Origin of the sequence: Asanoa sp. NPDC049475 (genome assembly GCF_040676915.1) — a bacterium.
Lineage (GTDB): Bacteria > Actinomycetota > Actinomycetes > Mycobacteriales > Micromonosporaceae > Asanoa.
On record NZ_JBFAPY010000002.1, the window covers coordinates 217,783 to 240,612 of the forward strand.

24 protein-coding genes are annotated in these 22,830 nt (G+C 70.6%); 9 read left to right on the forward strand and 15 right to left on the reverse strand.

Annotated features, from left to right (window positions below; translation table 11 throughout):
• Nucleotides 1-35: 35 nt before the first annotated feature.
• Both AB0J88_RS07085 and AB0J88_RS07090 read left to right on the forward strand, forming a co-directional pair.
• Nucleotides 36-1,310 (forward strand): vanadium-dependent haloperoxidase, encoded by a 1,275-nt coding sequence (locus AB0J88_RS07085; RefSeq protein ID WP_364356075.1) that lies wholly within the window; start codon nt 36-38, stop codon nt 1,308-1,310.
• 86 nt (nt 1,311-1,396) lie between these two features.
• Entirely contained in the window at nt 1,397-2,986 is a 1,590-nt protein-coding gene (locus AB0J88_RS07090; protein WP_364356072.1) for a zinc-dependent alcohol dehydrogenase, read from the forward strand.
• 9 nt (nt 2,987-2,995) lie between these two features.
• Here AB0J88_RS07090 and AB0J88_RS07095 read toward each other — a convergent pair whose 3' ends face one another.
• The 6 genes from AB0J88_RS07095 to AB0J88_RS07120 all read right to left on the reverse strand — a co-directional run bounded on the left by AB0J88_RS07095 (nt 2,996) and on the right by AB0J88_RS07120 (nt 6,705).
• Complete coding sequence (locus AB0J88_RS07095; protein WP_364356069.1) at nt 2,996-3,307, reverse strand: hypothetical protein; 312 nt, start codon at nt 3,305-3,307, stop codon at nt 2,996-2,998.
• Between the two features lie 338 nt (nt 3,308-3,645).
• Nucleotides 3,646-4,938, reverse strand: a complete 1,293-nt coding sequence (locus AB0J88_RS07100) for a hypothetical protein (protein WP_364356066.1) — start codon at nt 4,936-4,938, stop codon at nt 3,646-3,648.
• 48 nt (nt 4,939-4,986) lie between these two features.
• The gene (locus tag AB0J88_RS07105) at nt 4,987-5,328 is read right to left on the reverse strand and encodes a hypothetical protein (RefSeq protein WP_364356063.1); all 342 of its coding nucleotides are present in this window, start codon (nt 5,326-5,328) and stop codon (nt 4,987-4,989) included.
• Between the two features lie 261 nt (nt 5,329-5,589).
• On the reverse strand, nt 5,590-5,763 hold the full coding sequence (locus AB0J88_RS07110) for a CsbD family protein (protein WP_364356060.1): 174 nt from the start codon (nt 5,761-5,763) through the stop codon (nt 5,590-5,592).
• A 53-nt stretch (nt 5,764-5,816) separates the two neighbouring features.
• Entirely contained in the window at nt 5,817-6,095 is a 279-nt protein-coding gene (locus tag AB0J88_RS07115; protein ID WP_364356057.1) for a hypothetical protein, read from the reverse strand.
• Nucleotides 6,096-6,201: 106 nt separating this feature from the next.
• Nucleotides 6,202-6,705, reverse strand: a complete 504-nt coding sequence (locus AB0J88_RS07120; RefSeq protein ID WP_364356054.1) for a hypothetical protein — start codon at nt 6,703-6,705, stop codon at nt 6,202-6,204.
• An 82-nt stretch (nt 6,706-6,787) separates the two neighbouring features.
• Between AB0J88_RS07120 and AB0J88_RS07125 the strand changes: the two genes are divergently transcribed.
• Together AB0J88_RS07125 and AB0J88_RS07130 are read left to right on the forward strand one after the other, a co-directional pair.
• A complete protein-coding gene (locus AB0J88_RS07125) occupies nt 6,788-7,252 on the forward strand; it encodes a TspO/MBR family protein (RefSeq protein ID WP_364356051.1) in 465 nt (154 codons plus the stop codon).
• Between the two features lie 7 nt (nt 7,253-7,259).
• On the forward strand, nt 7,260-7,640 hold the full coding sequence (locus AB0J88_RS07130) for a hypothetical protein (RefSeq protein ID WP_364356048.1): 381 nt from the start codon (nt 7,260-7,262) through the stop codon (nt 7,638-7,640).
• 814 nt (nt 7,641-8,454) lie between these two features.
• Here the strand turns inward: AB0J88_RS07130 and AB0J88_RS07135 are convergent.
• From AB0J88_RS07135 to AB0J88_RS07150, 4 genes are all read right to left on the reverse strand, one after another.
• Nucleotides 8,455-9,117: a calcium-binding protein gene (locus AB0J88_RS07135; RefSeq protein ID WP_364356045.1), complete on the reverse strand. Its 663-nt coding sequence runs from the start codon at nt 9,115-9,117 to the stop codon at nt 8,455-8,457.
• A gap of 157 nt (nt 9,118-9,274) precedes the next feature.
• A complete protein-coding gene (locus tag AB0J88_RS07140; protein ID WP_364356042.1) occupies nt 9,275-12,067 on the reverse strand; it encodes a BTAD domain-containing putative transcriptional regulator in 2,793 nt (930 codons plus the stop codon).
• Between the two features lie 191 nt (nt 12,068-12,258).
• Entirely contained in the window at nt 12,259-12,987 is a 729-nt protein-coding gene (locus AB0J88_RS07145) for an ABC transporter permease (protein WP_364356039.1), read from the reverse strand.
• Nucleotides 12,984-13,628 (reverse strand): ATP-binding cassette domain-containing protein, encoded by a 645-nt coding sequence (locus tag AB0J88_RS07150; protein WP_364356036.1) that lies wholly within the window; start codon nt 13,626-13,628, stop codon nt 12,984-12,986. Before AB0J88_RS07150 ends, AB0J88_RS07145 begins: the two co-directional genes overlap by 4 nt.
• 202 nt (nt 13,629-13,830) lie before the next feature.
• On the opposite strand from AB0J88_RS07150, the gene AB0J88_RS07155 reads away from it, so the two are divergent.
• Complete coding sequence (locus tag AB0J88_RS07155) at nt 13,831-14,976, forward strand: histidine kinase (RefSeq protein WP_364356034.1); 1,146 nt, start codon at nt 13,831-13,833, stop codon at nt 14,974-14,976.
• Nucleotides 14,973-15,650: a response regulator transcription factor gene (locus AB0J88_RS07160; RefSeq protein WP_364356031.1), complete on the forward strand. Its 678-nt coding sequence runs from the start codon at nt 14,973-14,975 to the stop codon at nt 15,648-15,650. Before AB0J88_RS07155 ends, AB0J88_RS07160 begins: the two co-directional genes overlap by 4 nt.
• A 164-nt stretch (nt 15,651-15,814) precedes the next feature.
• On the opposite strand, the gene AB0J88_RS07165 is transcribed toward AB0J88_RS07160, so the two are convergent.
• Nucleotides 15,815-16,564, reverse strand: coding sequence for an NAD(P)H-binding protein (locus tag AB0J88_RS07165; protein WP_364356028.1), 750 nt, complete (start codon nt 16,562-16,564; stop codon nt 15,815-15,817).
• 82 nt (nt 16,565-16,646) lie between these two features.
• On the opposite strand from AB0J88_RS07165, the gene AB0J88_RS07170 reads away from it, so the two are divergent.
• On the forward strand, nt 16,647-17,180 hold the full coding sequence (locus AB0J88_RS07170) for an Rrf2 family transcriptional regulator (RefSeq protein WP_364356025.1): 534 nt from the start codon (nt 16,647-16,649) through the stop codon (nt 17,178-17,180).
• Between the two features lie 31 nt (nt 17,181-17,211).
• Here AB0J88_RS07170 and AB0J88_RS07175 read toward each other — a convergent pair whose 3' ends face one another.
• The 4 genes from AB0J88_RS07175 to AB0J88_RS07190 are packed head-to-tail and all read right to left on the reverse strand — an operon-like array spanning nt 17,212 to nt 20,742.
• Nucleotides 17,212-18,396: an ABC transporter permease gene (locus AB0J88_RS07175; protein WP_364356022.1), complete on the reverse strand. Its 1,185-nt coding sequence runs from the start codon at nt 18,394-18,396 to the stop codon at nt 17,212-17,214.
• Nucleotides 18,393-19,079: an ABC transporter ATP-binding protein gene (locus AB0J88_RS07180; RefSeq protein ID WP_364356019.1), complete on the reverse strand. Its 687-nt coding sequence runs from the start codon at nt 19,077-19,079 to the stop codon at nt 18,393-18,395. The genes AB0J88_RS07175 and AB0J88_RS07180 overlap by 4 nt, the downstream gene beginning before the upstream one ends.
• Nucleotides 19,076-20,179: a peptidoglycan-binding protein gene (locus AB0J88_RS07185; RefSeq protein WP_364356016.1), complete on the reverse strand. Its 1,104-nt coding sequence runs from the start codon at nt 20,177-20,179 to the stop codon at nt 19,076-19,078. Before AB0J88_RS07185 ends, AB0J88_RS07180 begins: the two co-directional genes overlap by 4 nt.
• Nucleotides 20,176-20,742: a hypothetical protein gene (locus AB0J88_RS07190; RefSeq protein ID WP_364356013.1), complete on the reverse strand. Its 567-nt coding sequence runs from the start codon at nt 20,740-20,742 to the stop codon at nt 20,176-20,178. Before AB0J88_RS07190 ends, AB0J88_RS07185 begins: the two co-directional genes overlap by 4 nt.
• 115 nt (nt 20,743-20,857) lie before the next feature.
• Here AB0J88_RS07190 and AB0J88_RS07195 point away from each other — a divergent pair, with 115 nt between their 5' ends.
• A complete protein-coding gene (locus tag AB0J88_RS07195; RefSeq protein ID WP_364356010.1) occupies nt 20,858-22,174 on the forward strand; it encodes a histidine kinase in 1,317 nt (438 codons plus the stop codon).
• The gene (locus tag AB0J88_RS07200; protein WP_364356008.1) at nt 22,171-22,827 is read left to right on the forward strand and encodes a response regulator transcription factor; all 657 of its coding nucleotides are present in this window, start codon (nt 22,171-22,173) and stop codon (nt 22,825-22,827) included. The genes AB0J88_RS07195 and AB0J88_RS07200 overlap by 4 nt, the downstream gene beginning before the upstream one ends.
• Nucleotides 22,828-22,830 lie beyond the last annotated feature (3 nt).

Below are 22,830 nucleotides of genomic sequence, written 5' to 3' on the forward strand. Positions count from 1 at the left end.
TGAACCGGCACTCGATTCTGCCAACGGGGGATTCCATGGCACGTCGTGCTCGTTTCAGCAGGCTGCTCCGCGCCCTGGTCGTGGCCACGCTCGGCCTGACCGTCCTGACACCCGCCGTGAACGCGTCGGCCCAGCCGGCGGCCCGGCCCAACGCGGTCCTGACCTGGAACATCCATGCCCAGACCGCCATCTTCGAGGTCGCGCGGCAGTCGCCGACCGTGGGCGCCCGCAGCTTCGCCATGGTGCAGGGCGCCGTGTACGACGCGGCCAACGCGATCGCCGGCACCCCGTACGAGCCGTACCTGGTGGCTCCTCGCGCCCACCGCGGCGACTCGACGCCCGCGGCCGTGGCCACCGCCGCGTACCGCGTGCTCCTGTCGCTGTTCCCGGCCCAGGCGGACGTGCTGGCCGCGCAGTACGACGAAGCGCTCGCCGCCGTCCCCGGCGGACCCGCGAAGCGTGGCGGGATCCGGGTCGGCGACGCCGCGGCCGCGGCCATGATCGAGGCCCGCCGCGACGACGGCGCGTTCTCCGCCGGGACGTGGCCGGTCGGCACCGCGCCCGGCGCCTACCGCCTGACCCCACCCGGCTTCGTCCAGGCGGGCGGCTGGTTCCCCGACCTTCGGCCGTTCGCCGTCGACGACCCCGCCGCCTATCGCGTGCCCGGACCGCCGGCACTGACCAGCGCCGCGTACGCACGCCAGCTCAACGAGGTCAAGTCGCTCGGCTCGGCCACCAGCACCACCCGCACCCAGGACCAGACGGAAGCGGCGATCTGGTGGGACGACCCCCGCCAGGTGGAGTGGCAGATCAAACGCGACCTGGCGGCCGACCACCGGCTGAGCCCGTTGCAGACGGCCCGCATGCTGGCGATGGTCGACGTCTCCACCGCTGACGCACTGATCTCGTGCTATCAGCAGAAGCGACAGTGGAGCCTCTGGCGGCCGGTGACCGCGATCCCGCTCGCGGACACCGACGGCAACCCGGCCACCGTCGCCGACCCGGCCTGGACGCCGCTGCGCGTCACCGCGCCGTCGCCGGAGTGGCCGTCCGGACACGCCTGCTACACCTCCGCGATCATGACGGCGCTACGGACGTTCTTCGGCCGCGACACCCTGTCGTTCAGCGCCTACAGCGCCGAATCCGGGACCACCAGACACTTCGACAGCCTGTCGTCGGCCCGCGCCGAACTGATCGAGGCAAGAATCTGGACGGGAGTCCACTACCGCGGCGCGACCGTCAACGGCGACCGGCTCGGCGAGGCGGTCACGCGGGAGGTCCTCGCGAAAGAGTTCGGCCACCGCCACTGACGTAGCGTTTCAGGCTAGCCGGCCCCCGACAGCTTCCGATCGGCGTCTACCGCAACCTGGTCTATCGCGGCCCGTACCGGATCCGGGTGGAGGAAAAGGACCGCCCACCGATCGAACACCCCAACGACGCCATCGTACGGGTGACCCGGGCGGCGATCTGTGGCTCGGACCTGCATCTCTACCACGGCATGATGCCCGACACCCGCGTCGGCACGACGTTCGGCCACGAGTTCATCGGCGTGGTGGACGAGGTCGGCTCGTCGGTGGAGAGCCTCAAGCCCGGCGACCGGGTGATGGTGCCGTTCAACATCTTCTGCGGGTCCTGCTACTTCTGCGCGCGCGGCATGTTCGCCAACTGCCACAACGTTAACCCGAACGCGACGGCGGTCGGCGGCATCTACGGCTACTCACACACCACCGGCGGCTACGACGGAGGCCAGTCGGAGTTCGTGCGGGTCCCGTTCGCCGACGTCGGTCCCAGCGTCATCCCTGACTGGCTCGACGAGGACGACGCCGTGATGCTCACCGACGCCCTCGCGACCGGCTACTTCGGCGCTCAACTCGGCGACATCGTCGAAGGCGACGTGGTGGTCGTGTTCGGCGCCGGGCCGGTGGGGCTGTTCGCCGCGAAGTCCGCCTGGCTCATGGGCGCCGGGCGGGTCATCGTGATCGACCACCTCGACTACCGGCTGGCCAAGGCCGTGGAGTTCGCCCACGCCGAGACCTACAACTTCGTCGAGTACGACGACATCGTCGTACACCTGAAAAGGCTCACCGATCATCTCGGCGCCGATGTCGTGATCGACGCCGTGGGCGCGGAGGCGGACGGCAACTTCCTGCAACACGTGACAGCCACCAAGCTCAAGCTGCAGGGCGGTTCGCCGATCGCGCTCAACTGGGCCATCGACACGGTACGCAAGGGCGGCACCGTCTCGGTCATGGGCGCGTACGGTCCGATGTTCAGCGCGGTCAAGTTCGGCGACGCGATGAACAAGGGCCTCACACTGCGGATGAACCAGTGCCCGGTGAAGCGGCAGTGGCCGCGGTTGTTCGAGCACATCCGCAACGGCTACCTCAAGCCCAGCGACATCGTGACCCACCGTGGGTGCTCGCGGGAGGTGCCGCCATCGCGATCGTCAGGCGCCTCGCGAAGCGCGGTTGACCCGAGGCCGGACCGTCACCGTCGGCGTCCACCGTGGCCGGTCGCGGCGGACTGTCGATCGCGCGGGAGTCGGATCCGGAGGTTGGCCCAGACCGTCTTTCGGTCACTGTGGACAGACGCGCCGGCGCTCTGCTCGGCGGCTCGGCGCGCGGACGGGCCGTCCGGATACAGCGGGACGAAACGACCGATGCGGACCTCGAACCGATGGGCCACCGGACTGTCGGGTCGAGCGTGGAACAACAGCGGCACCGGTTGGTCGCGGTCGGCCTCCGCGTGCGCGAGAGTGGCGAAGAGGGACAGCCCGGCGTCGGCGGCGACGGTCAGACCGTTGAGGTCCACCACCACGGCCGCCGGGGCTTCGACCAGAAACTTCCGGACGGACGTCATGACGGGGTGTACGCACGCCAACTCCAGGCGGCCGGTGAGGCGGATCTCCGCGCAGCCGTCGTCGTGCCAGGTGGTCACCGTGCCGATGGTCGCCATTGTCTTCTCGTCCGCTAGCGAATGGCCTTGAGGCGCTTCCCTAGTGGCCGCGAGCTGGGTCGTAACCGTCGACGGCCGTTCGGTTGAGCCTTGGCGCCTTCGGGCGCGCCACCTGCCGGCGCTCGGCGATGTCGCTCAAGCGGTGAAGCATCTCGGCGCTGCGTGGTCGGAGCAGGACGGACTGCAGAACTCGGGGAATCATGCTGCCGACGCCGGCGGTCAGGTCGTAGGAGAGGGTCACCCGGGTCGACTCACCGACCGGTGCGAGCTCCAGCACGACCGTCGCCTCTCCGAGCGGCCACGCGCGGGCATGAAGCTCGAGCAGACGATCGGGTACGACCGCGGACACCACCGACTCGTCCTTGATGTGCAGTGGCCACGGCCCGACCTGGTGGTGCAGCCGGGCGCCGACGGCGGGCCAGCCCTCCTAGACGGCGCGGATGTGCGATGCGCCGACCACCCAGCTCGCGTAGCTCCAACCGTCCGCCAACACAGCGAAGACCCGCTCGGGCGATGCGCCGATCACCATTGACGCCGTAGCCATCGCGTCCCCCTCGCGCGCCCTCGACATCGGTGGCACTCCCAATGCGAACGGCGGTAAACGCCCCCTCTTCTGCGCACGCTCTGGTCTCAGCGCGGGTTTGCTGAGCCGGGGACCTGCGAAGGCCGCGATGAGACAACGTGGTCCGTTCACCATTCGCGCCGTTTGCGCCTGGGCAAACCTCTGTTGCGGCGCGGCCGCTGTTCCTCGTGGTCCGCGCGGTTGTCGATGTTGGCCCCGGCGGCTTGTTCGGTCACTTGCTCGCCCGCGCCTTCGGTGGCCCTGCCCGCGCTTTCACCTGTCTCCTTGGCTGCCTGGCCTGCGTCTCCGCCGGCTTCCTTGGCGGCCTGACCTGCGTCTCCTGCCGTTTCCTTTGCGACGTCGCCCGCTTCACCGGCTGCTTGGCCCGCGCCACCACCAGCGTTCTTCGCAGCCTCGCCTGCGGCGCCGCCGGCTTCTCGGGTGGCTTCGCCTGCGCCGCTGCCGGCTTCTCGGGTGGCTTCGCCTGCGCCGCTGCCGGCTTCCTTGGTTGCTTCGCCTACGCCGCTGCCGGCTTCCCGGGCCGCGTCGCCTGCGCCGCTGCCGGCCTCTCGGGCCGCGTCGCCTGCGCCGCTGCCCGCTTCCTTGGTTGCTTCGCCTGCGCCGGCTCCTACTTCGCCCGTGGCCTCGCCGGCGCCTTCGCCGACTGAACGGGTTGCTTCGCCCGCGCCCTCGCCGACCGACTTGGTCGCCTCGCCGGCGCCGCCGCCGACTTCCTTGACCGCGCCGCCCGCGCCGCCGCCGACTTCCTTGACCGCCTCGCCCGTGCCGCCGCCGACATCGCGGACCGCGTCGCCCGCGCCGCCGCCGACGTCCTTGACCGCGTCGCCCGCGCCGCCGCCGACGTCCTTGACCGCTTCGCCGGCGCCGCCGCCGACGTCACGTACCGCGTCGCCCGCGCCGCCGCCGACGTCCTTGACCGCGCCGCCCGCGCCGCCGCCGATCTCCTTGACCGCCTCGCCGGCGCCCTTGCCCGTGTCCGTCACCGCCGACTCCACGCCGCGGCCGGTTCCTTCGAGGGCTTGGCCCGCGCCCTCCACCAGGGGCGTGATGATCTCCGGGTGGGCTTCGATCGTGCCGAGCACGCTGTCGATGATGTGCGCGACGTTCTCCAGCCTGACCTTCAGCTGCGCCTGCGCTCCCACGCCCTGGATCAGCACCTTCACCTCTTGGATCGAGGCTTCCACGCCGACGCTGAGCTTCAACAGGCTCAGCACCTCCGCGTTCAGCGAGACCCGCGCCCGCAGGTCCGCCACGGTGATCTCGATCTTGTCCACTTGGATCTGAGGTACGTCGAGGAAGACGTCCTCCTCGCTGCTGACGGGCACCTGGGGACGCCCACCGCCGTGGCCGTTCTGGTCATGGCCGTTGAGAGCAGACTGATTCGCCCCGTCTTCTGCCATGATTTCAGCATTCCACTCCCGGCTGCCTCCGCCCACCCCCGCCGCCAGCTAGAAACCGGTGATGCAGACGGGGCGCCACCTCGATTCAAATCTCGTGCGCTTCGAGGGCGTCGTACCCGTGGCGCCGTAGTCGGCCCGGCGATCGACCGCCATGTTGCCGCGCTCGCCGGCGGTCGCAATAGCTACGGCTGAGATGGCCGAGGCCGGCGAAGTCGGCCGCGCGACCGACCGCCATGTTGCCGCGGCGCCGGCGCTCGCAATAGCTACGGCAGAGATGTCCAAGGTCGGCGAAGTCGACCCTGCGGTCGCGTGCCTCGGCCAGAGGGCGATCGCGGTCGCGACCGAACCGGACGGCTTGATGTCGTCGCTGGCGGCGGCGTGCTTACGCATGACCCGCTTGTGCCGTCGAGCAGCGTGCGAACGTCCGGCGTCCAGTCTGCCCGTAGCTATTGCGACGCTGTCGCCTGAACGGCCCCATGCCGGCGACGCGACCGACGACGAGCAGCTTCAGGGCACCGGCGGCGGCCACCTACGTGGGGTTGCCCTTCAGCGAGGGTGCGCCGACCAGACGGGCCGCTTTCGCGAGAACGCGGCAGGGCGAGGGCAGCTCGAGATCGAGTGCCGCTCGCCCTGTCGCTGTGCTACCGGTGATCAGCTCTTGAAGGCATCCTTGATTTTCTCGCCGGCCTGCTTGACGTTGGCCTTCGCCTTGTCGACCCGGCCTTCAGTCTCGAGGTCTTTGTCGTCAGTGGCCTTGCCGGCTTCCTTCTTCACTTTGCCAACTACTTCTTCGGCCTTGTTGTTGATCTTGTCTTCGAGACCCATGTCTAGCCCTCCGATTCGTCGACGCCCCGCGGCCGAGTCGCCCAAGGCAGATGTCACAGCAATGGCTGGCAAGCCCGTGCGGGCTCGCCCTGGTGTTTGGTCGAAGGCTCGGTTGTGACCTCGAGGTGGCCGCGGATCCGGCACAGCAGGCGATCCGCCTCGACCGTGTGGGATATGTCGGAGCCGTTGCGATGGATGACCTCGGCCAACGCGAAGGCCTCTCGCTGAAGCTTGGCCGGCGCGGAATGCTCAGGAGCGGCAGGCCGATGGCGTACCGCGTCGCTGGGCTGGCCGAGCGGGTTGCTTGACGACGGCGGAACAACGGGTTGCATCCTGCGCCAACCTTCCGATGTGGATACGGCCTGCCCCTGTCCAATCGCTTCAAGCCCAGTATGACCGATATAATGCGTCATATGGTACGAAAGACGGCACACACTCCTAGCAACGGTCGTCGAACGCGTGCAGGGTGAAGCCGTACAACCCGCCCGAGCCGGCCACGTAGAGAAAGTCCCCGTCGACCGCACACGCGTTGAGCTGGCCGGCGGTCGGGAAGAGCCCGACGGCGGGGACCGTGGCGATCCAGGTCTCGTCGGGTGCGATGGCGAGGGTCTGGACCCGGTGTTCGTAACCGGTGTCCAGGGTGGTCAGCAGCCGCCCGGCGCACAGATCCCAGACCTGTACGGTCGGATCACCGGGCGCGCCCGTCGACAGCCATCCGCCACGCTCGGCGATCGCCGGGTCAGCCGGCGCCCAACCTGTGGCGGCCGCATTGATCCGCCCCCCCGGGCTTGCCGCTGACCGGATCCCAGACGGCCACCGCGAAGGTGCGTCGCGACCCGAAGCGAGTCGCCGGGTCGCCGTACGCGGCGGTGACGATCCACCCGTACCGCTGAACGGCTGCCGAAGGGGTGGTTCCCTGCCGGGCCAGGCTCGACAGTCCACGATCGGCTCACGTCTTGGCGGCCCAGGTGGCCTTGGCCAGGATCCGATGAGTGACCCGTCGGGACCGGGGTACCACCGAGGCATGCGCCTACCGACCTGGGTCAAGACCGCGGCCGTGGTGACGGTGGCGGCAGCCGCACCGACGGTGGCCACGGATCCGTCCTCCGCGTGGTACCGCGACCTGCGTAAGCCATCGTGGCAACCACCGCCGGCGGCGTTTCCGGCTGTGTGGACCCCGCTCTACGGCCTCATCGCCGTCGCCGGAGCCCGCGTGCTGGATCGAAGCGAGGGCGGGGCACGCAGGTCGTTCGCGTGGGCGTACGGCATCAATCTGACCCTCAACGCCGGTTGGAGCTTCGTGTTCTTCGGGGCGCGCAAGCCGGCCGCGGCCCTGGTGGAGATCGGTGCGCTCAACGTGTCCAACGCCCTGCTGCTGCGGTCGGCCTTCCGGACCGACCGTCTCGCCGGGGCCGCGCTGGCGCCGTACGCCGCCTGGACGCTGTTCGCCACTGCCCTCACCACCGCCATCGTCCGGCTCAACAAATGACCTCCGCGTGCATCCGTTGATCCCCCTTCCGGCGAAGTCATCAGTGACGTCGCGCGAAAGGGGTCCGAAGATGATCAGCGCTCAGGCAGGCATGGCAGTCATCGATGTCGACGGCGTCTTCATCGGCACCGTCGCCAAGATCGTCGGGGCCGCCGCTCCACAAGGGCTCGTCGTGACCGCGTGGCGCGGTGACCGGACGGGGTGGCGGTGGATTCCGCTCGGCGCGGCCCACCGCGTCCAGGACGAAGCGGTGCGGCTCAGCATTCAGGACCAGATGCTCAGTCCGTTCACCGAAAGCGGGCATGCGTTGGCGCCACCTGACCCTTCAGCGGTCGAGGGTGAGGACGCCGTTGTCGGTGATGTCCACGACGTCCGGGTCCGCGCGTAGCGCTCGAATCTGAGCGTCGGTCATCGCGGCGCCGAAGGTGCTGATGAAGTCGAAGACGTGGCTGGGGGATACCCCGGCTCGTGCGGCGACGGTGAGTGGATCACTGCTTGGCCGAACGCTGACGAGATACTCACCTTCGACGCGCTGAACACGAGGTAGTCGTGGCTGGTGTCGCGCTCGACGATCGTGCTCCGCCGGCCCGGCCGGGTGCGCGTTCACCGGTGAGGTATGGCAGCACGAGGGGCGTGGTGTCGCTCGGCAGCGCGGTGAGGATGCCGGCAAGCGTCGGGCTTACGCGCAACGTGCCCTGCGCCCAACTCATGGCACGTCCGACGTCGTTGACGGCTCCGCCGAGCAGTGAGCGGCGCGCGTCGACGCGGTAGTTCCACAGGCCGAAGGGCAGAGGATCGGCTGGGCCGTCGAGCAGCACCCGCAGCGCGCCGCTGGCGGCGGTCGCGGCGGTGAGGACGGTGGCGTCGGAGGCCCCGGCTCGACCGTCGACGGGACGTACGCTACCAAGGCCGACGCGATCGCGGGCGGTCGTACCCGCATCAGGGCGGCCGCGCCGTCGAGCAGCCGAAGCCAGAGTGGTGAACGAGCCGCTCAGCCGGTCCTTGTCGTGACCGGCGGGACATCGCATGCGACCCCGCGGGACGCGTCCACGCCGTCGGGCAGTTTGTAGAAGCCGGGTGAGACGTCGAGTTGGATGATTGCGGTGACCGGGCCGTAGCCCCTTGCCGGCGCTGTCCGGTCCGGTCACCCTGATCGGGTCGGCCGCTGCTACGGGAACCACGTCCCCGGGCGCCCGTGGCCGTCAGCAGGGGGCGAAGCGGTCGATGCTCCCGTCGTAGATGTCGACGCCGCCCTGACCGTCGGCGCAGTCGTCGGGTCCACTCGATCCACCGTGGAAGTCGTCGCCGTCGCCGCCAAGGCCGCCGAACATCGTGTCGTCGTTCACCCCGCCGTGGAGTTCGTCGGCGCCGTCCGACTGGTTGTTCGAGTTGGCCGGGTTGTCTCCCCACATCCAGTCCTCGCCGTCGCCGCCCCACAGCGTGTCCGCGCCGGCCTCGCCCCACAGGCTGTCGCCGTCGAGGCCGCCGAAGATCTCGTCGTCGCCGGCTCCGCTGTAGATCCAGTCGTTGCCACGCAGGCCGCAAATGACGTCCCCGAGCGCGGAGCCCTCAATGCGGTCGGAGAAAACGGTGCCGACCACGATCACGTCGGCTACCAGCGGCACCTGGTAACCCGACCCGCCCATGCCGAAGCTGCCCAGCGGGCCTGGGTCGCCGCTGTGGTCATCGAGCCGTGCTGCCTGGACCCAGGTGCCGGAGTAGCTGCCGCACCCCGGTGGGACCAGCACCAGCGCGTTGGCTGACGCCGGCGCGGCCGACAGGGCGATGGCCCCACCTAGAACGGCGGCTGCGGCCGCTCCTACCATCCGGCGCCAACGTACGGCGTGGAGATTGACTGCGGTCATGCGTCTCAAAGTGTTCTCCTTCGGATACGTGGGTGTGGAAAGGCCTCCCATCGATCAGACTGGCTGGCTGAGATTGGCCGAACGTGCAGAAATCGTTGAATCGGCCGGTCAGACGCCCATTACCGGTCGTGTCACCCTTCCGGCCTGAACCGATTGCTCAGCGACCGAGTCTGACGCGGATCTGGTCGGCGCCGGGGTGGTCGAGTTGATCCAGGATCCGCAAGGCCCGTCGCCAGGCGTGACGGGCGGCTTCGAGGTCACCCGCGGCGTGCTGGCAGTCGCCGAGGTGGGTGAGCACCTCGGCCTCAGCGTGGCGGCCTCCGAGGCCCCGGAACAGGTCCAGGGCCTTCTGGAAGCAGGTGACGGCCTCCTCGTGACGGCCGAGGTGGTGGTGCGCATAGCCGAGGCTGTCCCACGCCTCGGCTTCCCCGAAATGGTTGTCGAGCTCGCGGTAGACGGCCACCGCCTGCCGACAGCAGTCCAGCGTCCGCTCGTAGTCGCCGAGTTGGGCGTGGTACCAGCCGATGTTGTTCAGCGCGCTGGCCTGCCCGGACCGGTCCTCGGCGTGGACGTAGAGGTCGAGTGCCCGCAGGGCGTTGCTGAGCGCTTCGTCGAAGAGTCCCTGGCGTCCCAGCAACCAGCCGATGTTGATGCGCGTGTGGGCCTGGCCGGCGTGGTCGCCGAGATCGCAGAAGAGGCTCAGCGCGTGCCGCAGATGGGTGTGCGCGGCTTCGTACTCGCCCATCCGGGAGGACGCGATCGCGAGGCCGCGGTGCGCGATGGCCTGTCCCTTCCGGTGCGCCAGCCGCAGCGTGGCGTCGAGCGCGGCCCGTTGGGTGGCAACCTGCGTGTGCCAGTCTCCGCGCCGCTCCAGAAAGTTGGCGAGGCTCCAGGCCAGTTGCCAGGTGTGCGTGTCGAATCCGTTGTCCGAGGCCTGGTCGATGGCGGCGAGCAGGACGGGCTGTTCGTCGGTGAGCCAGGCCATCGACTGCTCCAGATCGGCGAGGCCCTCGGGTGCCACCCCATCCTCGGCCGGATCGGGGGTGATAACCAGTACCCGGTGCGGGTTGAGCAGCAACGCGGCGGCATGTGCGGTGTGCAGGTAATGGTCCAGCGCCCGCTGTATCGCGGCCCGCCGCTCCTCAGCCGTTTCGACTACGTGTGCCTGCTCGGCCGTGTAGAGGCGGACCAGGTCGTGCATCCTGTATCGCCCGGGGCTGTTTTCCTGCAACAGGTGCCTGGTGATGAGTTGCCGTAGGACCGTGCGGGTCCCCGCGACGGTGAGCGCGACCAAACTAGCCGCGGCGGGCAGGCTGATGTCCGGACCCGGGGCGAGAGCGAGCAGCCGGAGCGCGCGCGCCGCGGCGGCCGGCAATGCCTGGTACGAACAGTCCAGGACCGCGCGTACGTTGACCGCCAGTTCGCCGGCGTCCAACGCGTCCAGTCGGGTGGACGCGTCCCGCAGCTCGCCGGCCAGCGTGGCCAGCGACAGGTCCACGTGGATGGCGGCGCGGGCGGCGACGATGCCCAACGCCAGTGGGAGTCCCGCGCAACTGTCCAGGATGGCGGTCACCGCGTCCGGTTCGTCGGCCACCCGCGGCGTGCCGAGTTGCTCGGTGAGCACCATGCGGGCGTCGCCGTCGGGCAGCACGTCCAGTGCCAGTGGGCGGGCACCGTGCGCTGCGAGCAGGCCGGCAAGGTGGTGGCGGCTGGTGACAAGCACGGTGCAGGCGCCGCTGCCAGGCAGCAACCTAAGCACGTGGGTGCTGTCGCGTGCGTTGTCCAGCACGATCAGCATTCGCCGGTCGGCGACCAGACTGCGGTAGAGCGCGGCTTGGGCATCCGGATCGGCGGGGATCCGGGTGGACGGCACGCCGAGCGCGTCGAGGAACCCGCGCAGAGCCACAGCCGGGTCCACCACTTCACGGTCCGGGTCGAATCCGCCCAGGTTCACGTAGAGCTGCCCGTCGGGGAATCGGTGGAGGTTGTCGTGCGCCCATCGCAGGGCCAGCCAGGTCTTCCCCACGCCGGCGGCGCCCCCGATCGCCGAGATGGCCACAGTGCCGCCGGCGTCCGGCTGGGCTTCCAGCACAGCGCCGAGCGCGGCGAGCTCGCGGACCCGGCCGACGAACGAACGTGGTGGTGCGGGTAGCTGACGGGGCACCTGCGCCACCAATCGAGAATCGGACGCGGCGGCCGGCACGACCGGCTGGATCAGGGCCGGGTCGCCGGCGAGCAGCCGCTGATGCAGGTGCGCCAACGGCGGGCTCGGGTCCGCACCCAACTCCTCGGCCAACGTCAGACGCACCTGTCGGTAGGCGCCAAGGGCGTCAGCTTGCCGGCCGCAGCGGTACAGGGCAAGCATGAGCTGGCCCGCCAGGCGTTCATCCAGCGGATGTGCGGCGGCTCGAACGGACAGCTCATCCAGCAGCCGAGTGTGTTCACCACGGCTGAGCGCGAGATCGTTGCGATCCAGCTCGGCCTCTAGCCGTTGCCGTTTCAGAGCGTCGCGCTCGCTGTTCAACCACGGCGTGTCCAAGGTCGCGAACGGCTCGCCGCGCCACAGCCCGAGCGCCTCCTCGAAGAGCGCCACGCCAGTGTCACCGCCGGCCGCGCGCGCCTGAGCGACCAGACGGCGGAACCGGTGCATGTCTACCGCCATTGGGTCGACCGTCAGGACGTAGCCGCCTGGGCGCCTCGCGATGTCGACGTTGGCGGCGGCGGCAAGGACTCCCCGGAGCCGAGACAGATAGCTGCGCAGCGTGCCCACGGCCCGTTGCGGAGGACGGTCAGCCCAGACCCGATCCACCAGCTTGTCAATCGGCACGACGCCGTCGGGCTCCACCAGCAATGCCACCAGCACGCACTGCTGCCGAAGATGGCCAATGTCGACAAGGGCGCCGTCGACGCATACCTCGACATTTCCGAGCACCCGAAAACGCACCGTCATCTTCACCACCGCCTCGGCTCACGGTCGCGCGACAGCCACAGCGTCCACTTCGATCATGCGGCGGTGAGAAAGGACGCGTGGCGCATCAGATTACGGCAGCGTCGGCACTTAGGACCAGGCAAAGGACGGTGTCCAGTTCGCGAATCCCGTGGCCTGCTCCGCGTGCGCGGCGTAACCAAGGGTCAGGTGGGTTATGCGACGTCGCGGCGCACTCCGACCGTGAGGGCCAAGCCGACGAAGGCCGCGGCGTAGGTGGCCAGCACCACGGCCGCTGCCCACTGGCCCAGCCCGACCTCACCAGCCATCGGTACGCGCCCCAGCGCCCTGGCGGCGGTGAACGGCAGCCACCTTGCCGCCTCGTCCCCGATGAGCTGGCCGACGGCGGTCTCGACCAAGGCGATCCAGACGAGGGCCCCCGCTACCGCGGTGGCGAGGTTGCGGACCAGCGCGCCGATCCCGACGCCGATGGCGCCGAACGCCGCATTCCAGGCAACCGCGCCGGCGAGCGTGCGCCACAGCTCGTCATCGCCGATCCAGCCGGAGGTACCGCCGAGCAGCGCAGTCGTCGTGACCAGGGCGGTCACCGTGCCCACCACGCCGAAGGCCAGTCCGGCGAGGGTGTGGACGGCAAGCTTGGCGGTGAGGATCCGGCCGCGCTGGGGGGTCCCGAGGTACGTGTCGGTGATGGTCTTGTGCCGGTACTCGCCGGCCACCGCGACGATGCCCAGGACGAGCGGCAGGAGAGCGGCGAGGCCGACGTGGGCGGCGGCGGTGCTGACCAGCTCGGTCTCCTCGCCAGGATCGGCGGTGGCCAGCGGACCGGCGACGCCGACGACGACCAGGACCTGAGCGGTGAGCAGCAGGACCCAGGGGCCGCGGACCGTGCGCAGTTTCAACAGCTCGGTGGCGACGAGGCTCATGCGGGCGCTCCGGTCAGACGAAGGAAGGCGGCCTCGAGCCCGCCCGTCTCGTGGGCGAGATCGCTGATGGGGCCGTCGAACATCAGCTGGCCGTGGTGGGCGACCAGAACGTGGTCCACGGTTTGCGCGACCTCAGCCAGGACGTGGCTGGAGACCAGGACAGTGCGACCCTGCCCGGCGAGACCGCGCAGCAGCTCCCGCAGCCACGCCATGCCAGCCGGGTCCAGCCCGTTCGAGGGCTCGTCGAGAATCAGAACCGGCGGATCGCCGAGCAAGGCGGTCGCGAGTCCGAGGCGTTGCCGCATGCCGAGGGAGTAGCCGCCGACGCGGCGATCGGCGGCGTCGGTCAGGCCGGCTTGGTCGAGGACTTCGTCGACGCGGGCTGTGCGCAGCCCGGCGTCGCGTGCGGCCACGCGCAGGTGGTCGCGGCCCCGGCGGCCGGGGTGGAAGCCGGTGGATTCGAGGACGGCGCCGACCGTGCGGCGCGGGTGGCTGAGCTGCGCGTAAGCCTGACCCCGGATCAGCGGCTTCCCGGATGTCGGTGCGACAAGGCCGAGCAGCATTCGCAGGGTCGTTGTCTTGCCGGCGCCGTTGGGGCCGAGGAAGGCGGTCACCCGGCCCGGAGGCAGGTCGAAGGTCATGTCCCGGACGGCCTCGACGGCGCCGAATCGTTTGCCGAGGCCGCGTACGGAGATGTCAGGTGCTGTCACGTCCTCACAGTGGCGTCGCGCGGGTACCGGGCGCATCGCCCAGCCATGGCATCTTCGGCCTACCGCGAGCGCGGTACGCGGAGTAGGTCAGACGCATGACGCCGTGAACCGCGTCGGGTCATACCGTGTTGGCATGCGCGAACTCAGGATTCAGGGCGTCGGCGCATGGACACGGGCGGACGTCGCGGTAGCGGTTGTCGTCTACGTCGTCACGGTCGTCACCACCGTCGCAAGCGAAGGCCGCTGGGACGTGGGCACGGTGACCATCGCGGCGGTGGCCTGCGGAATGCTGGCGCTGCGCCGGGCGCACCCCTTCCTGACCCTGGTCATCACCGCGGTGGCCGCCGAGGCGTACCTCATCCTGATGCATGGTGGTGTGGGCGTCCTCGTTCTGGCGGCACCGCTGATCGCGCTCTACACGGTGGCCGAGTCGACCTCCAGCGGCCGTGCCTTGACGATCGGCATCCTCGGGGTCGCGGCGTTCCTCAGCGTCCACGAGCTGGTCAAGCCAACCGCCTGGCTCGGTGCCGAAAACCTCGCCCTCGCCGCGTTCGGAGGCGTCGCCCTCGCCGCCGGGCACGCCTCCCGCAGCCGCCGCGCCTACCTCGCGGAGCTAGAAGCGCGCGCCGCGCACGCTGAAGCGGATCGTGACGCCGAGGCCGCCCGCCGGGTCACCGAGGAACGGTTGCGGATCGCGCGAGACCTGCACGACGACATCGGTCAGTACCTCGCGCTCATCCATGTGCAGGCCAAGGTCGCCGACCACCTCCTGGACGCCGAACCCGGCCCGGCCCGAGAGGCGATCGGCCATGTACGCGAGGCCAGCCGAACCGCCCTGGCCGAGTTGAGCGACACCGTCGCCCTGCTCCGTCGCCCGGACGAACCAGCTGTCGCTCCCGCTGTGCTTCTCGACGATCTGTTGGCTCGGTTTCGCCGAGCCGGCCTCCGCATCACCGCGCGGCTGGACGGAGCGATCGAGCTCGTGCCGGCGGCAACGGGGCGCACGGCGTACCGGGTGCTCCAGGAGTCTCTGACGAACGTCTGCCGGCACGCGGGTCCGACCGACGTCGACGTTGCGGTCACCTGCTCGACCAGCCAACTGAGCATCACGGTCGAGAATCGGGCGGGACCATCCGCACCGACACGACTCACCGATGCGGGCCACGGACTGATCGGGATGCGAGAGCGGATCACCGCCGTCGGTGGCCGTTTTTCCGCCGGCCCGCTCAGCGATGGCGGCTTCCGGGTCAGCGCGGACCTTCCGATGGACATGGCATGACGATCCGGGTGCTGCTGGCTGACGACCAGCCCCTCGTACGGGCGGGCTTCGCCATGTTCATCAACGCGACGCCGGACATGACCATTGTCGGCGAGGCAGCCAACGGCCGGCACGCGGTCGCACTTGCCCGCTCGACACGTCCGGACGTTGTCGTGATGGACATCCAGATGCCCGAGCTCGACGGACTCGCGGCAACCGCGGAGATCACCGCCGACCCCGAACTGGGTGGCACCCACGTGCTGATCCTGACCACGTTCGACGTCGACCAGAACGTGTTCCAATCGCTGCGGGCCGGCGCCAGCGGATTCCTCGGCAAGACCGCGGAGACGACCGACCTCCTGCGCGCCATCCGCATCGTGCACCGCGGCGAGCAGCTGCTCTCGCCTGTCGCGACGCGTGCGCTCGTGAGTCGATTTCTTGGACAACCCGAACCCGCCACGGTCGTTGACCGCAGGTTGGATGCCTTGACCGACCGCGAGCGGGAGATCCTGACGATGGTGGGCCTCGGTCTATCCAACGAGGACATCGCCTCCCGGCTCGTCCTGAGTCATCACACCGTGAAGACACACGTCAACCGCGCGATGACCAAGCTCGGCGCGCACGACCGCGCGCAACTCGTCATCCACGCCTATGAAGCCGGCCTCGTGCGGCCGGCGAAAGGCCAGCCCCGCTAGGGAACCCCGCCGCTTTGCCGAGGGCGGATCGATCGAGGGACGACCGCCGGCGTGGTCAATGCCGGCCGGTGGTCGTCCCTCGACACGGTGTTGTCCGCGCCGCCGCACGGCCAAGCCCACAGCGCGGGTCGAAGGCGGCGGGCTTCACCGATGAGCGTCGGGAGCTAGGCACCCCGCTGTCCGGCGAGCCATTCGTCGAAGGTGGTCGGTGCGATGCGGGTCGGCTCGCCCGGGAGCAGGACGGTGCCCGCCATCGAGGGACCGAAGACGGCGGACCAGGTCGGCACGAGTCTCACCGTGTGGCCGCGTGCTTCGTAAGTGCGTCGGGCCATGTCGACGAGGTCCTGCGTTTCCGGGCCGGCGACGTCGGCGTAGCGGCCCCGCGGCTCGCCGACGGCGATCTCGGCGAGGATGTCGGCGACGTCGTCGGGTGCGATCGGCTGCACGAGCAGCGGCGCGATGGTCGCGACGCCGTCGTGTTCGGTCCAGCTCGCGACCGTCGCGGCGAAGTCGTGGAACTGTGTGGCCGGGACGATCGTCCACGGCAACGGACCCGCGGCCACGAGGCGCTCCTGCTCGCATTTGCCGGCGTAGTGCGCGTTGTCGTGGATCCGGTCGGCCCCGGCGATCGAGAGCAGCACGTGGTGCCGGACGCCGGCCCGCTTCCCGGCGGTGAGCAGGTTCCGGGTGGCGGTGCCGAGATAGGCCACCGTGTCGTCCCGGCCGGCGGCCGCCATGCTGGTGGCGTCGATGACCGCGTCGACGCCGGTGAGGGCCTCGTCCAGCCCGTCACCGGTCAACAGGTCCACGCCCAGGGAACGACTGATGCGCACGACCTCGTGCCCGCCTCGTTCGAGGGCGGCGACGGTGCGTGCGCCGATGTTCCCGGTCGCCCCGGCGACTGCGATTCGCATAATGATCTTTCCTCTCGCTCGCTACGGGCCGAAGGTATCTCGGACTTACTAGATCCGCAATATCTGCGATAGGATGGCCCGTGTGAAGCTGCCCGCGAGCACCGAATGGCTGTTGCACTGCGCCGCGACCCTGGCGCAGCTCGAACCGGGCGCTACCGCGTCGGCGGCGCAGCTCGCGCAGTACTACGACCTTCCGGCGGCCTATCTGGCCAAGCAGCTGCAGAACCTGGTCAAGGCCGGGGTGCTGATGGCGACGACCGGCCCGCGCGGCGGGTTCCGGCTCGGGCGACAGGCCTCCGAGATCACGCTGCTGCAGATCGTGGAGGCGGTCGACGGCGCCTCGCCGCCATACGAGTGCCGTGAGATCCGCCAGCAAGGACGCGGCGCGCTCGCGCCTGAGGACTGCCGGGACGCCTGTGTCCTGGCCCAGAAGATGGCCGAGGCCCACGACGCGTGGCGGCGCAGTCTGGCCGGCGTGTCGCTCGCGGACATCATCGCCACGCTTCCCCCGACCGCGCCGGCCCGCACGCGCTCCCGGCTCGCATCCACGCCGGGTCCGACGCGGGAGCACCGATCGTCCGAGCCGAAGGCCGCCGACCCGCCGCAAGCGCGATAGGCCGTCAAGCGCCGATCGCGTCGCACCGCCTTCACAGTGTGCGCAGCGCGTCGGTGGGCGACAGGCGGGCCGCGCGCATGGCTGGATACAGGCCCGCGCATCCCCCGATCACCGCGGCGGCCAACAGACCCGCCGCGACGGCGTACGCGGGCACCAGCGTCTGCCATCCCCGTGCCGTCGCCATCGCGAAGGTGATCGCCGCGCCCAACGCGCTCCCGGCGACACCTCCGGCGGCTCCGAGCACCACCGACTCGACCAGGAACTGCGCGCCGACGTGGCCGCGGGTGGCGCCCAGAGCTCGGCGCAGGCCGATCTCGCGTCGCCGTTCCAGCACGGAGATGACCAGCACGTTGGCGACGCCGATGCCACCGACCAGCAGCGCCACGGCGCCGAGGCCGAGCAGCAGGACCGTCGCTCCGCCGGTCACCGCGAGGCGGGCGGTGAGCGCCTCAGAGGGCCGGCTCACCGCGACCTCCTCCGGATGCGCCGGGTGAGCGGCCCGGGCCAGCAGGCCGGCGACCTCGTCGGTGCGGTCGGTCTCGGCCCGTACGAAGATTCGCGTCGGACTGCCCTGGTAGCCGAACTCGGTGGTCGCCACGCCGGCCCCGATGAGCGCCGCGGTGTCGAGCTCGGGGGCCAGGTCGACCGGCGCGAGCACGCCGACCACCGTGAACCAACGGCCTCCGAGGTAGACCTGCGGACGGTCGGTGACGTCGGCGATGCCGAGCACCGTCGCCGCGTAGTTGCCGAGCACGACGGCCGGATAGCGGCTCACCGCCGAATCCAGGAAACGACCGTGCAGCAGCCTGCCATCCAAAGTGGAGAGCAAGGCAGGGTCGGCGACCCGGACCGACAAGCCGCCGGTGCGTCCACCGGGGATCCGGTCGGTGCGATAGACCCGCACCGGCAGCGTCGCGGTCGCGGCAGCGGACAGCACCCCGTCGGTGCGCGCCACCCCCGCCCCGGCGGTGACCGGCAGCGAGGCTTCCGCACCGCTGGTGGTCTTGCCGGTGGCGACGGTGAGCAGGTTGGTGCCGACCCGGTCGATCTCCGCGAGCACGTCGGCCTGGCTGGACCGGGTCACGCCGAGCACCGCGACCATGGCCGCGATGCCGATGGCGATGCCCAGCACCGACAGCGCCGCCCGGCCGGGTCGCGACCGCAGGCCCACCGTGCTGACCGGCAGGAGGTCGGCCAGCCGCAAGCGAGATTTCACAACGCGCTCCCCGTGTCCAGGACGACCAGGCCGTCGCGCAGCTCGACGCGGCGGGTCATGGCCGCCGCGACCTGCTCGTCGTGGGTGATCACCACGATCGTGACGCCGTCGGCGTTGAGCTCCCGGAGCAGGTCGATCACACCCTTGCCGGCGACCGAGTCGAGGTTGCCGGTCGGCTCGTCGGCCAGCACCACCGCGGGCCGGCCGACCAGGGCGCGGGCGATCGCGACCCGTTGCCGTTCGCCGCCGGACAGGTGCGCGACCGGGAAGTCCGCGCGGTGCGCCAGGCCGACCCGTTCCAGAGCGGTCCGGGCCGCGCGCCGCCGTTCGACGGCGCGTACACCCCGGTAGATCAGCCCGGTCGCCACGTTCTCGGTGGCGGTGAGTCGATCCAGCAGGACGAACTGCTGGAAGACCACACCCAGCTGGTGTGCGCGTACGCCGGAGAGCTGCCGGTCGCGGAGCTTCTCGACCGGGTGACCGGCGATCCGCACCGACCCGGTGGACGGACGGTCCAGCCCGGCGGCGAGGTTGAGCAGGGTCGTCTTGCCGGATCCGGACGGGCCGAGCACGGCGACGAGCTCGCCGCCGCGCACGGTGACGGTGACCCCGCGCAGCGACTCGACCGGCGGCGGACCCGGGTAGACCTTTCGCACGTCGATCAGCTCGAGGACCGCGGTCATGAGGCCGGCACCTCCACCGACTGGCCTTCGGTGAGACCGTCGGCGATCTCCACCTGCCCGGTCGTCTCGTCGAAGCTGCCGGGCTCGACCCGCACGGGCGTGCCGCCGGCCAGCCGAACCTGGTAACCGCCACCCGGGCGGGCGAGCAGGGCGGCGATCGGCAGGAGCAGCACGTCGGGCCGCGAGCTCGTCGTGATCTCCACCGTCACCGGCGCCTCGTCCAAGGTGAAGCCGCGGGGCACGCGAACGGAGACGGTGACCGGGACGGTGGCGGTGTCCGGATTCGGCTGCTGCGCAGGACCGTCGGGCTCGTTGTCGGACCCGGCCGCCGCGACCTGGCCGACCGCGGTCACCCGCCCGGGGATCGGGTCGGTGTCCGGCAGCGAGACGCGCACCTCGTCACCGACGCGTACCCGGCCGCGGGCGTCGGTGTCCACGTGGGCGACGACGGCGCGGTTCGTCGAGGTGCCGGCGAGCACCGTCGTGCCGGGTCCCACCGTTGCGCCGACCTGGGCCTGGAGCGTCGTCACCCGCAGCGGTGCCGGCAGGAAGACGATCTGCGCCTGGCTGAGCCGGCCCGTGCGCTCCCACGACCTGCGCCCCCAGGAGCCCTCCCAGCGCCTGATCGCCGCGGCGGTGGCGGCGCTGAAATGCCGATCGACGGTCATCCGGTGGTCCGGGTCGAAACCCAGAGCGACCAGATTCGCCTCGAGCTGCCGTACGTCGGGACCGTCGCTCATGCCGGACCGGAAGTCCCGGTAGACGGGCACCCCGCCGAGCAGCAGTCGCACGGGCGCGTCGGAGACCCGGTAGAGGATGCCACCGCGGCCGATCGTGCGACCCGGCGCGGCTCCGGCCGTGAGCACTCCCGGGATGCCCTGGTAGCCCACCTGGTAGGTCCCGGTGTAGGAGAGCGTTCCGTCGACCTGGATGCTCTGGGTCAGCGTGCCCCGGGTGACCGTGGCGGTCCCGGTGGGAATCTCGGTCGTCGGCGTGCCCGTGGTCGTCGGTTCTGACCCTGCCGCGTACGCGACGCCGACGGCCAGCGACGCGGCCACCGCCACGGCCACGAACGTCCCGGCACCGCGCCGTCGGCTCACTTCTTTCCTCCGCCGGAACCGTCGCGGATCTTCACACTGCCGCTCCAGATGCTCCGGCACGCCTCGGTCGCCCTGTCCATCGCATCCCTGGGAGCACCGTCGGCCAGCGTGGTCTCCGAAAGGTCGAACGTGCCGTCGGAGTCCGGGTCCGGCCACGCCGGAAGGCCGTGGGTGCGGAGGCATTCGGCGTACTCGCGGAGTTTGCGGAGATCATCGGCCGAGAGTTGCTGCTTGGGACGGAACGCGTTCGGCGGATATCGGTCCTCGATCGGCTTGCACGCCTCGATGATGTCCGGATGGTTCGCCCCGTCCTCTTTCCAGTTGTAGCCGTCCGCCGGCGGGAAGCTGAGGTACCCGTCCTCGGTGAGCTGCGCGTCCGGCATCCGTGGCAAACCCTTGTCGCGCATGCACTGGACCCATTCCTGGCCGAGGGACAACAGCTGCTGCCGGCTCACGGACGGCGTGGCCGACGGCGTGCCGCCGGACGCCGGACCGGCCTCGCAGCCGGCGAGCCCGGCCGCGAGGAGCATCGCGATGAGCACTGTGGACTTCGTTCGCGTCATGGCCACAGCGTGGCCGCCCGGAGAGGCGAGTTCGTCCGACCGCGGTCCCGTCTCGGCCGTCGATGTAGTACCTGGGTCTGACGGCATCGGGGCCGGCCGTTCCTACGATGGAGCCGTGCCCAGGTCCGTGCCACGCCACCTGCTCAACGACGCCGCCCTCGCGCTGGCGCTGCTGGCCGTGACCCTTGGACCCGGGCTGGTGAAGGGGCTGCTGGCCGAGCAGAAGCCCGACGACACGAGCAGCCTGCTGGAGCGCTCCGGCCTGCCCCTCGACCGTCTCTGGTGGGTGTTCGCCGCGCTGGCGGTCGCCGGTGTGGCGGTCAGGCGGCAGAACGCCGCCGTCGCGCTCGTCCTCACGGGTGCGGGGACGTGTGGTCATCTGCTGCTGCACACCAAGTTCCAGCTGCTCGACCTGGCGCTCCCGCTGGTGCTGTACACGCTCGCCACCGTGGCGCTCAGGCGGCGCTTCGTGCTGGCCGCGCTCGGTCTGACGATGATCCTGACCTACCTCGCGATGCTCGGCAGCCGGCTCGACCTCGCGCACGACCAGAAGAAGGCCTTCGCGGAGAAGGAGGCCCAGGTCGCCCCGGTCGTCGACGAGACTCGGGTGACCCGGACCAGGACGGTGATGTTCACGCGGATCCCCGTCGAGGCGCTGGTCGACACCGGCCAGAGCGTGCTGGAGATGTGGTTGCTCCTGGTCGCCGCGTACGCCGTCGGTGACGGCATGCGCAGCCGTCGCGCGCACCTGGCCGCCGTCGAACAGCGCGCCGCCGACCTGGCCCGGGAGGAACGCCAGCGGGCCGCGCTCGCCGTGGCCGCCGAGCGTGCCCGCATCACCCGCGAACTGCACGACGTGGTGGCCCACGGCATGTCGGTCATGGTCGTGCAGGCACAGGGCGCCGCCGCGGCCCTGGACCGGCACCCGGACCGCACCGCCACGGCCCTGCGACATGTCATCGAGATCGGGCGCTCGTCGCTGGCCGAGATGCGGCTGCTGCTGGCCGCCGGACAGACCGACGCCGCCCGGCTCACGCCACTGCCGGGGATCGGCGCGATACCCGACCTGGTCGAACAGCTGCGCTCAGCGGGAATGGCGATCGACCTGCACATCGAAGGGGCGCCCGCCGTCGTCCCTCCGGTCGTGGACCTGTCCGCGTACCGCATCGTGCAGGAGGCCCTGACCAACACCCTCAAGCACGCGGGCGAGGGCGCGAGCGCACGGGTACGACTCGAGTTCGATCCCGAGTCGCTCCTGGTCGAGGTGTCCGACGACGGCCGCGGCCCGGCCGAGGGCGCCGACGACTGCGGCAACGGCCTGCGCGGCATCGCCGAACGGGCCGCCATGCTCGGCGGTGCGCTGGAGACGGGAGTGGCGCCCGACGGCGGATACCGGCTGGCGGCGACCCTCCCGCTCGCGGTGGGCCGATGACCATCAGGGTGGTCGTGGTCGACGACCAGACGCTGGTCCGCACGGGCTTCCGGCTCGTCCTCGACGAGACCGACGACATCGAGGTCGTCGGCGAGGCCGCGGACGGGTCGAGCGCACTGGGCGTGGTGGCGCTGACCCGCCCCGACATCGTGTTGATGGACGTGCGCATGCCCGGCCTCGACGGCATCGAGACGACGCGCCGCATCCGCTCCGGCCAGCATCCCGCCAAGGTCATCATCCTGACCACGTTCGACCTCGACGAGTACGTCCTCGCGGGGCTGCGCGCGGGGGCCAGCGGCTTCCTGCTCAAGGACGCTCTGGCCGCCGACCTGGTCTCGGCGGTGCGAGTCGTGGCCGCGGGCGAGTCGGTCGCGGCCCCGAGCGTCACCAGGCGCCTGATCGCCCACTATGTGAGCCGCACACCCGCCCCGCCCGTGGCCGACGGACGGCTCGCCGCCCTGACGAGCCGCGAGCGGGAGGTGCTGACCCTGGTCACCCGAGGCCTGTCCAACGCCGAGATCGCCACGACCCTGGTCCTGTCCGAGAGCACGGTCAAGACGCACCTCGGCCGCGTGTTGTCCAAACTGGACCTGCGCGACCGCGTCCAGGCGGTCATCCTCGGATACGAGTGCGGTCTCGCCGTCACCGACTGACCG

Excerpts from the sequence above, each read along its gene's own strand:
- AB0J88_RS07085 (WP_364356075.1), top strand. The coding sequence starts at position 36 with ATGGCACGTCGTGCTCGTTTCAGCAGGCTGCTCCGCGCCCTGGTCGTG.
- AB0J88_RS07100 (WP_364356066.1), bottom strand. The coding sequence starts at position 4,938 with ATGGCAGAAGACGGGGCGAATCAGTCTGCTCTCAACGGCCATGACCAG.
- AB0J88_RS07105 (WP_364356063.1), bottom strand. The coding sequence starts at position 5,328 with ATGCGTAAGCACGCCGCCGCCAGCGACGACATCAAGCCGTCCGGTTCG.
- AB0J88_RS07110 (WP_364356060.1), bottom strand. The coding sequence starts at position 5,763 with ATGGGTCTCGAAGACAAGATCAACAACAAGGCCGAAGAAGTAGTTGGC.
- AB0J88_RS07115 (WP_364356057.1), bottom strand. The coding sequence starts at position 6,095 with ATGCAACCCGTTGTTCCGCCGTCGTCAAGCAACCCGCTCGGCCAGCCC.
- AB0J88_RS07125 (WP_364356051.1), top strand. The coding sequence starts at position 6,788 with ATGCGCCTACCGACCTGGGTCAAGACCGCGGCCGTGGTGACGGTGGCG.
- AB0J88_RS07135 (WP_364356045.1), bottom strand. The coding sequence starts at position 9,117 with ATGACCGCAGTCAATCTCCACGCCGTACGTTGGCGCCGGATGGTAGGA.
- AB0J88_RS07140 (WP_364356042.1), bottom strand. The coding sequence starts at position 12,067 with ATGACGGTGCGTTTTCGGGTGCTCGGAAATGTCGAGGTATGCGTCGAC.
- AB0J88_RS07145 (WP_364356039.1), bottom strand. The coding sequence starts at position 12,987 with ATGAGCCTCGTCGCCACCGAGCTGTTGAAACTGCGCACGGTCCGCGGC.
- AB0J88_RS07150 (WP_364356036.1), bottom strand. The coding sequence starts at position 13,628 with ATGACCTTCGACCTGCCTCCGGGCCGGGTGACCGCCTTCCTCGGCCCC.
- AB0J88_RS07155 (WP_364356034.1), top strand. The coding sequence starts at position 13,831 with ATGCGCGAACTCAGGATTCAGGGCGTCGGCGCATGGACACGGGCGGAC.
- AB0J88_RS07160 (WP_364356031.1), top strand. The coding sequence starts at position 14,973 with ATGACGATCCGGGTGCTGCTGGCTGACGACCAGCCCCTCGTACGGGCG.
- AB0J88_RS07165 (WP_364356028.1), bottom strand. The coding sequence starts at position 16,564 with ATGCGAATCGCAGTCGCCGGGGCGACCGGGAACATCGGCGCACGCACC.
- AB0J88_RS07180 (WP_364356019.1), bottom strand. The coding sequence starts at position 19,079 with ATGACCGCGGTCCTCGAGCTGATCGACGTGCGAAAGGTCTACCCGGGT.
- AB0J88_RS07190 (WP_364356013.1), bottom strand. The coding sequence starts at position 20,742 with ATGACGCGAACGAAGTCCACAGTGCTCATCGCGATGCTCCTCGCGGCC.
- AB0J88_RS07200 (WP_364356008.1), top strand. The coding sequence starts at position 22,171 with ATGACCATCAGGGTGGTCGTGGTCGACGACCAGACGCTGGTCCGCACG.